Below are 12,865 nucleotides of genomic sequence, written 5' to 3' on the forward strand. Positions count from 1 at the left end.
TCAAGATATCAAGCCCATTGAATGTGCCATATTCCTTACTTACAAGTTAACTTATGCCTGGTTACACACAACCTGCCATTTGTTAATTATTAGTGTTCCCCTGCTACCAAACGCTCAAGAAAAAAACTGGTATTGCCGCCCAAAGCACATTTTGGTGGCCAATCCTCTACTCTTTCAACCAGGTGTAAGAACGATTTTGCAGCATTTGATTCTGGATGGGCCAGCAATACAGGTTTTTGTTTCTTTACTGCTTCATGTACTCGCTCATCAAATGGGATTGCGCCAATATAATCCAGACTCACGTCCAGGAAATGTTCCGTGACGCGGTATAGTTTATTAAAAAGTTCCCGCCCATCTTTAATATTACGTACCATATTGGCCAATATGTGAAAATGACTCCAATCATAACGCTTGGCCATCACTTTGATGAAAGCATAAGCATCCGTCAAGGAGGTTGGTTCGTCACAAACAATGACAATCAATTCCTGAGAAGAGCGGGCAAAACTTAATACCGTATCGGAAATACCGGCTGCCGTATCTATAATCATATAGTCAACATCATCAGTAAGCTCATTAAAAGAGTCAATAATGCCGGCATGCTCTGAAGGACTAAGTTGTGACATATATTCAGTACCTGAAGATGCCGGTATAATACTGACACCACCAGGCCCCTGAAGTATAATTTCACTCAGTGGGCAGATCCCCTGAACAACATGGGAAAGGTTATACTTGGCATGCAACCCCAACATAATATCAACATTTGCCAAACCCAGATCAGCATCGAGCAATAGAACTTTTTTATTTTTTCTTGCCAATCCTATCGCCAGATTTACAGAAATATTACTTTTCCCCACTCCCCCTTTTCCAGCAGTTATGGCAATTACCTGCACTGGTTTTGAACGGGACAGATTACGAAGTCCTGCAGCCTGATCATCTGGCTCGTCACTCTTCTTAGTCTTCCACATATACACCCCCTGCAACCTCCGGGTAGTGGTTGCTTTCACAGCTGTTTATAGACTTTTCCTGGCTGGTAAACTGCTCTATCAATTGGTGACGAGTCGCCATTTTAATGTCTTCAGGAACTCGCTGCCCATGAGTCAGGTAGCTTGCTTCAAGCCCTGTTTCAGCAAGCGCACTCAGCACTCCGCCAAGTGCTAGTGCTTCATCTAATTTGGTAATAATGCACTGCTCAATCCGATCAAGCCCGTAGCGTTTGATTGCATTAATCAAAACATGATAGTGACTGGTTGCCTGTAGAACCAGAATTGTCGATATAGAGTGAAGGCGCGAGCTTATTAAATCCATTTGCATTGCCACCCGATTATCTGCGGGATTCATTCCTGCAGTATCGATAAGAATTAGTTTTTTATCATTAAGTTGCCGCATCACCCTTGTCAATGATACATCATCCTGGGCAATGCACACCCGGACGCCTAAAATTTTACCATAGAGCATTAATTGCTCATGGGCAGCAATCCGGTAGGTATCCATGGTGACCAAACCCAAATTCTCTGCCCCGAAACGCAATGCAAAACGTGCCGCAAGTTTCGCAAGTGTCGTCGTTTTCCCCACGCCAGTAGGGCCAACAAAAGCATATACCCCGCCTTCTTCTATAGGCTGCAAATTACGAATAGGCAGGGTGTCAGAAAAATGACCTAACACCTGTTGCCAGGCATGATGTTGATTAAGGCCAGGGTTAACAGGAGAAACCAGGCTGGACGCGGTCGCCTGACTGACGCCTGTTGCAAGCAATTTTTGCATTAATAACGTGTGTAGAGGTTGCTTACCAGTAACAGGATAACCACGTATCTGACTCTCCAGCATTCCACGCAGTGTCTGAATTTCCTGACGCATGTCGTCCAGCGGTGAAAAAGACTGGTTATTTACCACCTGGCTGGCTGGCTCTGCGCTGGCTATCGCTGCAGAAGCAGTAAGTACTGTCTCATCAAAATCAACCGCAGCTACTATTTCCACCCCGTTATCTACCCGACTACTGGATAAAATTACCGCATCTGGACCAAAAGCCGCTTTAATTTGTTGCATTGCACTGCGAGTATCTGGAGCAACAAAGCGTTTTAATTTCATCAAGCCTCCATCCTGTTAACCAACTGTACCGATAATTCGTATTTGTTTGTTATCAGGAATTTCCTGATAAGATAAAACATGTAAATTACTTGAAATATTACGCACAAATCGTGCCAGAACTGCTCTTATCCCGGGTTGCACCACCAATACAGCCAGTTCTTGTTTGGCTTGTTGTTCTGTCGCAAAATTGGTTAGCGACTGTTGTATTTTATCTGCCATTCCCGGCTCAAAGCTGACCCCATGTCCGCCATTATTCTGAATTGTGTTTTGCAATAATTGTTCCAACTCAGGCTTTAAGGTAATAATTGGCAATTCCTCGTTTAAGCCACTGATCCTTTGAGTTATTAGACGAGACAAGGCGATCCTAACCTGGCTGATTAGGTAATCAGTGTCTTTAGACTTAGGTGCAGCCTCCGCCAAAGTCTCAACAATAGTCCTGATATCCGATAAAGGAATACGCTCGACAAGCAACCCCTGGAGCACCTTGTTCACTGCCCCCAGCGATAACGCATCTGGAACGAGCTCCTTCACCAGTTTTGGCGAAGCGCCTGCCAGTTTATCCAGTAGTTGCTGAGTCTCCTCATAACCCAACAGTTGATGACTATTCTGTTCAAGAATTTGACTGAGATGCGTTGCAATCACGGTAGAGGCATCAACCACCGTATAGCCATAGGTATGCGCCATCTCTTTTTGATTTTCATGGATCCAGACTGCGTCCAGGCCAAAAGCAGGATCCTTGGCAGAATGCCCCTCCAGTTCACCAAACACCTGTCCGGGATTGATTGCCAGCCACTTATCATTGAAAATCGCTGCTTCAGCCATGACAACCCCCGCAAGGCTAATACGATAATGATTGGGTTGCAGATCAAGGTTATCTCGTATATGCACAGTCGGTATAAGAAACCCAAGTTCCTGGGACATTTTCTTACGAACACCTTTGATACGGGACAATAATAATCCACCCTGTGAATTATCGACCAAGGGTATCAATCGGTAACCCACTTCAAGACCAATCACATCAACAGGATTTACATCATCCCAGGATAACTCGGATAATAATCCGGTATTGCTATTAACGTCAGGATCAACGGCTTTTTCTATCTTGTCCTTCAACTTATATTGCCTGATCAGAAGATAGGCAATGCCCCCCAATCCTACCGCCAAAATCAAAAACGCAACATGAGGCATACCAGGAATCAGACCAATGATGCCTATGATTGAAGCAGCTATAATTAACGATCGTGGATTGCCAAACACCTGGGTAACCACCGCATTACCCATATCCTGCGATTTTGATACTCTTGTCACTATGATGGCAGCCGCAGTCGATAAAACAAGCGAGGGAACCTGCGCTACAAGCCCATCCCCAATAGTTAGTAAAATATAGTTATGCAGGGCATCAGCAAAGCTCATATCATGTTGCATCATACCAATCGCAAGACCACCAATGATGTTAATCAGCAAAATTATAATACCGGCAATCGCATCTCCACGAACGAACTTACTGGCACCATCCATAGAACCATAAAAATCAGCTTCTTGAGCGACTTCCGCACGACGATCAATCGCTTGCTGCTGAGTGATTAAGCCGGCATTAAGATCAGCATCAATAGCCATTTGCTTTCCAGGCAGGGAATCCAGCGTAAAGCGGGCACTGACTTCTGAAACACGCCCTGCTCCTTTAGTAACAACCACAAAGTTAATTACCACCAGAATAATGAAAACGACCAAACCTACCGCGTAATTACCGCCAATGACTACCTCCCCAAATGATTTAATGACCTGTCCTGCAGCATCAGTTCCAGTATGTCCATTTAATAAAACAATCCTGGTAGAAGCCACATTAAGCGCTAACCGGAGCAAGGTTGCTATTAAGATAACCGTTGGAAATACCGCAAAATCAAGAGGGCGATCACTATAAATTACTGCCAGTAAAACCATCAATGACAAAGCAATGTTAAAGGTAAACAACATGTCCAGAAAAAAAGCAGGCAAGGGAAGCATCATCATACTCAACATGATGATTAGCATGAGAGGGGTTCCCAACCCCTGTTGCATCCACTGGCGAATCGTTTGTAATATTGCATTCATCACATGCTCTCCTCAGCATCACGCCTTAATTCATTGGGTATAGGCAAATCTTGTACAAAATCAGGGTTCTTATCATAGTTCTGTTTATCTTGAAGATGAAAAATATAAGCCAGGACCTGGGCAACAGCGACATACAACCCTCGAGGAATTTCGGCGTTCAACTGGGTTGAGAAGTAAATCGCACGCGTTAAGGAAGGAGCAGTTAACAGCGGAACCTTATTGGCCATTGCCACTCGATTAATTTGTAATGCCACCAGATCTTTGCCTTTAGCAATAACCACCGGAGCCCGGTTACCATGCTGCTTATAGCTAAGCGCCACAGCATAGTGAGTCGGGTTAGTAAGCACCACGTCCGCCTTGGGCACCTCAGTCATCATCCTTTTTCTGGCCATTTCCTGTTGAGTACGGCGAATATGACTCTTCACCTCTGGCTTACCTTCTGTTTCCTTATACTCATCCTTCAGCTCCTGCTTGGTCATTTTCAATTGCTTGTTATGCTCATGACGTTGAAACGGCACATCCACAGCAGCAATGAGGATAAGGCTGGCACTGATAAATAAGAAGGACTGGACAACTATTCCCAAACCGCGGTTTATTGCATGTGCCAGAGAAAAATCAGCCAAAGCGAGCAATGAAGAAATCTGCCATCGTAAAACGGCCACAGCAATCGCAGCAACCAGCAGAAATTTGGCCAGCGCTTTAGACATTTCGACAAGGCCCTTAAGCGAAACCATTCGCTTCAGTCCCTTCAATAAGCTTAAACGGCTAAACTTGGGTTGTAAGGATTCTGTACTAAAAACCCATCCTCCTATTATTAATGGGGCACCTATAGAAAGCACCAATATCATCAACAAAAGAGGCAAGACGGCAAAAAAACCGGCCTGGATCAAAGAATAGAATCGTTCTATTAAAAAAACTGTCGTTCTTAATGTAGCGCTATTAAAGTCAAATGCCTGACGCATCATTTGCATCAGTTGTTGTGCCATGTAATGTCCAAAGAGAAAAATACCAGCACCAGAAAATACTAAAATCAGGGTGGCGTTAAAATCTTTTGAGCGGCCAACCTGTCCTTTTTCCCTCGCCTCTTTAAGACGCTTGGGCGAAGGCTGTTCGGTTTTTTCCTGTGATTGTTCTTCTTCAGCCATTAATGTAAAAGCCCCCGAACAAGAAGCATCGCCTGATCCAGACTGTCCTTAATCTGTGACGATACGCCTGGTAAACTGATGCGTATTATTACCATCCCCATTAAAAGCGTAATAGGAAATCCAATCGAAAAAATATTCAACTGTGGAGCAACCCGGGTCATTACACCGAATGCCAGATTGACAATCAGCAACGATAAAATAGCAGGCAAAGCCACCAGAACAGCTTCCTTAAACATCCATCCAGAGAAATTAAGAACCGAGCCTAATGCAGTAAGACCAATATCGGCATTTCCTACTGGCATTACACGAAAACTGCCTAATAATGCCTCCAAAATAGCAAGGTGGCCATTTAAAGAAAGGAATATTAAACTAACCATCATTAAATAGAACTGACTGACCAAAGGAACACTCGCTTTGCTTGCCGGATCAACCATAACAGCAAAACCAAGCCCTGCCTGCATAGCAATAATCTGACCCCCAAGGATAAAAACCTGGAACGCTAATTGAGTAACAAACCCCATCAAAATTCCGAGCAGCAACTCATAAACAACAACAACCAGATACTGACCATTAAAATTTAATAAAGAAAGGCTATCAGGGATTGTCCATGAAAAGAGAAACGCCAATGACATAGCAAACACCACGCGTATTCTTGCTGAAAGGAGCACTGAGGATATAAGTGGCATGGTGAGAAACAAACCACTTATCCGAGGCAGTGGCCAGATTAATTTACTGAAGAGTCTAATCAGATCCTGATAATCAATGTCCATACCTAACCTATTAAATAAGGAATATTACTGATTAACGAATCGGTATAATTCATGATGGTTTTTAACAACCACGGCCCGGCAAGCGCTAACACTAAAAATGTAATAAACAGTTTAGGGATAAAACTCAAACTCATTTCGTTAATTTGAGTTGCAGCCTGAAACATAGCAACCAGTAAACCCACGATAAGCCCAGGGACAATCAATACAGTAAGCATGAGAATCATCACATAGACGCCCTCTCTAAATACTGAGACTACTATTTCCGGTGTCATTATTTCTCCTAGGTCGCAAAACTGGAAGCAAGTGATCCCAACACTAAAGTCCAACCATCAACCATCACGAACAACATAATTTTAAATGGCAAAGAAATGATCAGTGGGGATAGCATCATCATCCCCATCGCCATAAGGACACTGGCTACTATCAAATCAATAATTAAAAAGGGCAGGAATAAAATAAAACCAATCTGAAACGCTGTTTTCAACTCACTGGTAATAAACGCCGGAATCAAGACCACCATAGGGACATCATTCAATGTGGAATAGGTTTTATCACTGAATTTTTCAAAAAGATATAAGTCGTTTTTACGCGTCTGATTAAGCATGAAATTGCGTAAAGGCTGTTGAGCCTTTTGCATTGCCTGGGGAAAATCGATTTGATCAGCCAGATAAGGTTGAAGTGCCTGCTGATTTATCTGATTGAAAACCGGCGACATGACAAAAAATGTCAGGAAAAGGGCAACACCGATAAGTATTTGATTGGTAGGAGTCTGTGCCATGCCAATTGCCTGACGTAAAATGGATAGCACAATAATGATCCGTGTAAAAGCGGTCATTGCCATTAACAATCCTGGCAATACACTTAATAGCGTCATAAAAATAAGGATTTGTAAATTAACGCTATACGCTTGCCCGCCATTAGGCATTGATGAGACTGTAACCGCTGGCAATGAGGTTGTTGCTGCTTCTACAGCCCAGGGTAGTAAAAACAACAATACAGCCCAGGCGAAAAGTAAACCTTTTTTCATTCGTTAAGACTTCCTGATGGCTTTTTTCAAAATTTGTGCAAATGAGGCTTTTGCATCGGGCTGTGAAAAGTCTGCTGGTAACTCTTCGCCAAAATCATACAAGGTATTAATTGCATTTGGAGTAACGCCTATCAGTAAAAAACGGTTACCGGCATTTACGATCATCAGTTTTTCTTTAGTTCCCAAGCTCATCGTTGAAATTACTTTAAACCCGGCTGACATGCCAAGGCCAATACCATTTAACCGTCTTAATAGCCATGACAAAAAAATAATAAGGGCAATGACAAGTAATAAACCACCTATAACACGGAGCAATTCTTCATGACTTAAGGAAGAAGAATTTTTGGTGGCAAGGTCAGCCCAGGTGGTTAGAGGAAACAAACCGAAAAATAAATAAAATCCAAGCCTCATCGTAAACGCTTAATCCTTTCTGCTTTACTAACAATATCAGTCAACCGGACACCAAACTTGTCATTAACAACGACAACTTCCCCATGCGCCACTAATGTGTCGTTAACCAGTACATCCAAAGGCTCTCCTGCCAGACGATCAAGTGCAACAATACCGCCCTGATTAAGTTGTAAAAGATTGCGAATGGTCATTTTTGTACGGCCGATTTCCACGGTAATAGCAACAGGAATATCCAGAATTAATTCCATTTTATCTACGTCAGTATCCGGTAAGAGAGTCTCTTCAAGGGCAGTATCTTGCGGAGTAGCAGCCTGTTTTGTAGTGGAAGCAGCTTCAGGCGTGTTACTCGCCGATTCTGATTTTTTTTTCTCACTCATTAATTTCCCCTATAACTTATTTTTTTTATTATTTTTACCGCTCTTTTATCATTATTACTGCCTATGGTTGCGGTAAAACCAGGTGTTCCTTCAATATCCAGGGTAACCACTTCATTCATTTCCACAGGAATAAAATCACCAACCTGCCACTCCATAATCTTGCCTAATGTGCTCTGTGCCTGCGCCATAGAAGAACTGACTGTCAATTCCACATCCATCAATTCCTCTTTTAAAGACATCACCCAATTCGGGTCGATTTCGTCATCTGGCCTTGCTGCACCCAGCTCCAACTGCTGTTTGATAGGTTCAACCATAGAATAGGGGATAACAAAAGAAAAAGTACCTGATTCTTTACCAAAATCAACGTTAAAACGACTCACCAGCAGCAGCTCATTTGGTTCACCTATATGAACCAGCTGGGGGTTAGTTTCATCTCCAACCTTAATAACATCCAGTTTAATAATAGGCGCCCAGGCCTGTTCGATGTTGCGGACCAGCTTTCCGGTAATGATTTCCATAACCCGAAGCTCTGTAGCAGTAAAATCTGTTCTGCTTTGTTTGGCAAGAAACTGTGAACTGCCCCCAAAATAGTAATCTACCAGGTCATATACAAAAGTACTGTCAAATAAAACCAACGCTTTTCCACGCAATGGCTTAAATCGACGGATAGTCATTAATGTCGGGTTTGGCAGGCTGCTCATGAACTCCCTGTGCTTAAAAACCGCCAGGGCTTCCTGTTTAATCTGTAAGTCTCGCGCCATAAGCTGGTAGATATCATTGGCAAAAAAACGGGTGGCTCTATCATGAATTTTGTCAAGTACTGGCAATTCACCACGAACAACCCTTTCCTGACTTGAAAAATTGAGCACTTGCACATCATCTTCAGAACGTTTGAATTGTTCTTCTAATGGATCTGGATTTACTGGCTCCTGTGGAGGCTCTTCCTCAACTGTATTAAGTAATGCATCAATTTCTTCTTGCGATAAAACTTCTTTTTCAGCCATAACTTTCCTGTAAGTTCTCTAAACGGCTATTTCTCAGCTAAACTGAAAAAACAACTTAAGCAAATGGCGTGCCAGTTAGAAATATTTAATTTATCAATAGGATATATTAATTTGTCATATTTGTCTGTCCATAGTCAATTATTTGACAGGATTTTTCTTCGTTGCTGACAAAAGACTATCATGGGTAACGATAAGTTTTAAGGGCATTTGCAGTATTTAAATTTTCTGCAATAATTATCTTATAATTTATCTCCCAATAGAGTAAGAATCGGAGCAAATGATAAGTATAATGCTTATCCCACTCCGTTTCAGGTTAAGATGGTACATCACCCCTCTGATTCAGGATTTTAGTGCCTCGAATTTATCGTGTCTTGAGCACGATAACCATGCTCTTCATAGAGCCTCAGCCAGGAAATAGCCCCCTACAAATCATGGATATTAGTCAATGCTTGGAATAAAGAGAACTTTTTCAAATTTCAGTAAGGCAATAGAAACCCGTTCGACTTGTCTTCGCCCCGATAACGAAAATCAACTTAGAAGCACTTTTAGCTTTTCCAAATCAAAAATGCGGGGGTTATTGGCTCGAGGCAATGGCTCAAGCTATGGGGATTGCTGTGTTAACGATCAGGGTGTAATTATTGATACCAGTCGTTTAAATCATTTTTTGTCATTTGATGAATCAACTGGCGTCCTGGTTTGCCAGGGGGGCGTCACTTTTGCCGAACTCTTTTTGGTAAGCCCACATCATATTCCGCCGGTGATACCAGGCACTTTACGCGCAACAGTAGCAGGTGGTATTGCCAATGATGTTCATGGCAAAAATAACCACCGGGAAGGCAGTTTTGGGCAACATGTTCAATGGATAGAGCTGCAATTAGGAGAACAATCCTTACATTGCAGCCCCAAAGAAAACAGCGAATTATTCTACGCTACCATTGCAGGTCTTGGCTTAACAGGTATTATTAAGCAAGTCGCTATCAGCATGCGCCGGGCATCGCATTTTGTTTCCGGTCACAGCGAAAAACACGTTAACCTGGAATCCTTACTAGAACGAATGCAAACTCATGGGCTTCAATATGATTATCAGGTGGCCTGGCTGGATTTGTTAAATAAGCCTCGTGCCTTACTGTCGCTAGCCAACCATGTTGACGCCCCAACCCGCGCTAAATCATGCTATCGTTTCACTGTTCCAAACTTACCTTTTCGCCTTGTCAATGGCTGGAATATGCGATGGTTCAATCGCTATAAGTTCCATAACTCGGACAATAAAGAGCAGGTCACGTCTCTTCAATGTTTTAATAATCCGCTTGATTCCATACGTCACTGGAATCGGCTATACGGAAAAAAGGGACTGCTGCAGTTTCAAGCCCTGTTTAACCAGACGGATGCGCTTGCCACCATTGAACAGTTACTCTCACTAATCCATCGCGCCCGAGCCACCCCAACCCTGGCTGTATTGAAATATTTTACCCAATCTGGCTATGGCCTATTGTCATTTACTCAGCCAGGTTTTACCTTGGCAATTGATTTTGTTAATAATCAACAAGCAAGGGATGCCATTTCTGCAATGAATGAATTAATTACCAATAAAGGCGGGAAAATCTATTTAGCCAAGGATCTCCTGCTTACCGCCAGACAATTTACCCGCCAATACCCTTACCATGTTCAATTTACTCAATTATTAACTGATTATCAAAGCCCTTTACGCTCTGATCTGGGAAGACGATTAGGATTGATTCATGACTAAAAGAACCTGGTTCATTCTGGGGGCGACTTCGATCATCGCAGAGGAATTTTCTCATCTGGCTGCCCAGGCAGGTGCTCATGTGGTACTTGTCGGTCGCAATATTCAACAGCTTGAGATAATCGCCGCTGATATTCGCCTTCGCCACCATGTGGATTGCGATTTTCTACCTGTGGATTTTACAACCGATTGGACTGCACTTTTATCCTTTTTAGTACAAAATCCACATGAGGTGGATCTGTTTATCGCTCATAGTGTCATCTATCAAAATAGTGAATTAACTACCAATGCCATAGAAGAGCTGGTTGATACAAATATTCTCAGTACCGTACAACTCATTAATGCTTATCTGCAAAAGCCACAAGCAAAGCATCGACTGATTTTTTTAAGCTCTGTTGCCGCTTGCCGCGGACGGGCTAAAAACAGTCTCTATGGCAGCAGCAAAGCAGCGATTGAAGTTTATTTGCAAGGTTTACAGCAGGCTGCCGGAGGTAATTTGACAATTACAATTGCAAGACTTGGGTTTATTGATACTAATCAGACTTATGGCATTCCCGGAATCTTTTACGCCGCTTCACCTAAATCTTGTGCCAATGCTTGCTGGCAAGCATTGAAAACTGGAAAGCGCCTTATTTATTACCCTTTCTTCTGGCGCTTTATTATGGCAATAATTACCCGCATGCCTTTCTTTATTTACAAAAGAATGAAATTCTAGATTTTATTGCTTTTTTAACTTCTGGAAATAACTTTAAAAACACCTTGAGCACCGAACGATTTAATTCAGAACAAATTTTTTATGTCGAAATCCCACAGTGAAGCCTGCATTATTGTACATATCTCGAGCTTCGATAGTAAACGTAGATACTGCCTTTTAATGAAAATTTTTCTTGCATTTAAAGACAGTATCTACGTTTATTATTTACCAGATACCAGGCTAACGAAAAAGCCTTATAGGTGGTAATACCGTATGGATAAGTCCAAAAAACTGCAGGACATAGATAATCAAAATAACCAGGACTACTAGATTCAGCAGAGTTTTAATCGCATAGGGCATAGGGATTAACACATTAATCAACCACATAGCCACACCGAAGACAACGATGACAGCCAGCAGATTCAATAGCTCACTCATGATTTTCCTTATCAAAATAGCTTTTTATTAGTGTAGTACATGAAATTATGATTGCGAAAGAAATCACCTGAAGCAACATTAAGAATCTCTATCTTCGATTAATTTTTGACAAGCGAAAAAGTGGATAATAAAGATAGGTACACAGCCTCTAATCCCATGCAAAAAAATTCTTGATGATAGAATCGCTTTTATGTCTGCGCTTTTTTGCTAACGTCGTTGAGCTTTCATCAGAAGTGTTTAAAGCGTCTGCCAAACTGACAAAAGTATACCCGTTTTGCCGGTAAAGATTGATGATATCCGGCAACATATAAGCATTTAACAGATTGGCATGAATTAATAGAATCTGCCCCTGATTAGGCTTATGTGCACGCCGATTATGTTCTTCCGCCTTTAAGGTCTGCTGCCAGATAAAATTAATATAGCAAGGCTTAAGCACATTTAGAAAATCCCTTCTTTCTTTTTCTGCTACAGAAAGTAGCAGCTGGTTAAATACAAAATCCCTGCTGTCTATGGTAATCGGTGCAACCTGATAATTTTTTGCTGAAAGATAATGCATTATTTTATCTTTTTTATTCCCCTGGCCCATCGCAAGATAGGGGTAACGAAAGTATTTAGGCTCAGTCAGGACAGGCAAAAGAATTTTGTCGGCCACTTCTATTTCCTGAATGTAATCCTCGCCAGTTACTTTATTTAAGTTCAGATGGGAATAAGTATGATTCCCCAATCCAAAACCTGCCTCATGGAACTTGCGCAGCACCTGCCAATTATCTGTCCCTACTTGTCCGGCAATAACAAACCCCGTTGCTGGAATTTCATTTGCTTTCAAAGCGTCAATGATCATATTTAAATGAAAATTCTTCCCTTCTCCAACGAAAGGCAAGTCATCAATAGTGAGCGCTATTTCTCGTTTCTGTGCAAAACCTGTCGTAGTGAATATAAATAACAACAATAATGCAATTAAACAATTCTTTCTATTTTTCACCAATGGAATTCCCGTTAGATTAAGCTACATAAAGCAATGATTGCCCGACCTGGTATTTTAAAGTTCTTCTTAAGGAAAGTGTTCATCTTATCGTAGA

At 42.0% G+C, this 12,865-nt stretch carries 14 protein-coding genes; 2 read left to right on the forward strand and 12 right to left on the reverse strand.

Annotated elements, in window-relative coordinates; all coding sequences use genetic code 11:
- Positions 1 to 89 precede the first annotated feature (89 nt).
- The 10 genes from E1O65_RS00280 to fliM are packed head-to-tail and all read right to left on the reverse strand — an operon-like array spanning position 90 to position 8,910.
- The gene (locus E1O65_RS00280) at positions 90 to 965 is read right to left on the reverse strand and encodes a MinD/ParA family protein (RefSeq protein WP_133131596.1); all 876 of its coding nucleotides are present in this window, start codon (positions 963 to 965) and stop codon (positions 90 to 92) included.
- Complete coding sequence (gene flhF / locus E1O65_RS00285) at positions 952 to 2,085, reverse strand: flagellar biosynthesis protein FlhF (RefSeq protein WP_133131597.1); 1,134 nt, start codon at positions 2,083 to 2,085, stop codon at positions 952 to 954. Before flhF ends, E1O65_RS00280 begins: the two co-directional genes overlap by 14 nt.
- 15 nt (positions 2,086 to 2,100) lie before the next feature.
- Positions 2,101 to 4,176, reverse strand: a complete 2,076-nt coding sequence (gene flhA / locus E1O65_RS00290; protein WP_133131598.1) for a flagellar biosynthesis protein FlhA — start codon at positions 4,174 to 4,176, stop codon at positions 2,101 to 2,103.
- The gene (flhB, locus tag E1O65_RS00295; protein ID WP_133131599.1) at positions 4,176 to 5,321 is read right to left on the reverse strand and encodes a flagellar biosynthesis protein FlhB; all 1,146 of its coding nucleotides are present in this window, start codon (positions 5,319 to 5,321) and stop codon (positions 4,176 to 4,178) included. Before flhB ends, flhA begins: the two co-directional genes overlap by 1 nt.
- Entirely contained in the window at positions 5,321 to 6,091 is a 771-nt protein-coding gene (fliR, locus tag E1O65_RS00300) for a flagellar biosynthetic protein FliR (RefSeq protein WP_133131600.1), read from the reverse strand. Before fliR ends, flhB begins: the two co-directional genes overlap by 1 nt.
- A 2-nt stretch (positions 6,092 to 6,093) precedes the next feature.
- Positions 6,094 to 6,363, reverse strand: a complete 270-nt coding sequence (fliQ, locus tag E1O65_RS00305) for a flagellar biosynthesis protein FliQ (RefSeq protein WP_133131601.1) — start codon at positions 6,361 to 6,363, stop codon at positions 6,094 to 6,096.
- 8 nt (positions 6,364 to 6,371) lie between these two features.
- The gene (gene fliP, locus E1O65_RS00310) at positions 6,372 to 7,118 is read right to left on the reverse strand and encodes a flagellar type III secretion system pore protein FliP (protein ID WP_133131602.1); all 747 of its coding nucleotides are present in this window, start codon (positions 7,116 to 7,118) and stop codon (positions 6,372 to 6,374) included.
- Between the two features lie 3 nt (positions 7,119 to 7,121).
- Positions 7,122 to 7,529 (reverse strand): flagellar biosynthetic protein FliO, encoded by a 408-nt coding sequence (gene fliO, locus E1O65_RS00315; RefSeq protein ID WP_133131603.1) that lies wholly within the window; start codon positions 7,527 to 7,529, stop codon positions 7,122 to 7,124.
- On the reverse strand, positions 7,526 to 7,906 hold the full coding sequence (gene fliN / locus E1O65_RS00320) for a flagellar motor switch protein FliN (protein ID WP_347400065.1): 381 nt from the start codon (positions 7,904 to 7,906) through the stop codon (positions 7,526 to 7,528). The genes fliO and fliN overlap by 4 nt, the downstream gene beginning before the upstream one ends.
- Positions 7,906 to 8,910 (reverse strand): flagellar motor switch protein FliM, encoded by a 1,005-nt coding sequence (fliM, locus tag E1O65_RS00325; RefSeq protein ID WP_133131604.1) that lies wholly within the window; start codon positions 8,908 to 8,910, stop codon positions 7,906 to 7,908. The genes fliN and fliM overlap by 1 nt, the downstream gene beginning before the upstream one ends.
- A 445-nt stretch (positions 8,911 to 9,355) precedes the next feature.
- Here fliM and E1O65_RS00330 point away from each other — a divergent pair, with 445 nt between their 5' ends.
- Together E1O65_RS00330 and E1O65_RS00335 are read left to right on the forward strand one after the other, a co-directional pair.
- Positions 9,356 to 10,657 (forward strand): FAD-binding oxidoreductase, encoded by a 1,302-nt coding sequence (locus tag E1O65_RS00330; protein ID WP_133131605.1) that lies wholly within the window; start codon positions 9,356 to 9,358, stop codon positions 10,655 to 10,657.
- Positions 10,650 to 11,369, forward strand: coding sequence for an SDR family NAD(P)-dependent oxidoreductase (locus E1O65_RS00335; protein WP_133131606.1), 720 nt, complete (start codon positions 10,650 to 10,652; stop codon positions 11,367 to 11,369). Before E1O65_RS00330 ends, E1O65_RS00335 begins: the two co-directional genes overlap by 8 nt.
- A gap of 219 nt (positions 11,370 to 11,588) precedes the next feature.
- Here the strand turns inward: E1O65_RS00335 and E1O65_RS00340 are convergent, their stop codons facing one another.
- Together E1O65_RS00340 and E1O65_RS00345 are read right to left on the reverse strand one after the other, a co-directional pair.
- On the reverse strand, positions 11,589 to 11,786 hold the full coding sequence (locus tag E1O65_RS00340; protein ID WP_133131607.1) for a Thivi_2564 family membrane protein: 198 nt from the start codon (positions 11,784 to 11,786) through the stop codon (positions 11,589 to 11,591).
- 148 nt (positions 11,787 to 11,934) lie between these two features.
- The gene (locus tag E1O65_RS00345; protein WP_242601505.1) at positions 11,935 to 12,744 is read right to left on the reverse strand and encodes a polysaccharide deacetylase family protein; all 810 of its coding nucleotides are present in this window, start codon (positions 12,742 to 12,744) and stop codon (positions 11,935 to 11,937) included.
- Positions 12,745 to 12,865 lie beyond the last annotated feature (121 nt).

The organism is Legionella sp. W10-070 (assembly GCF_900640175.1).
Lineage (GTDB): Bacteria > Pseudomonadota > Gammaproteobacteria > Legionellales > Legionellaceae > Tatlockia.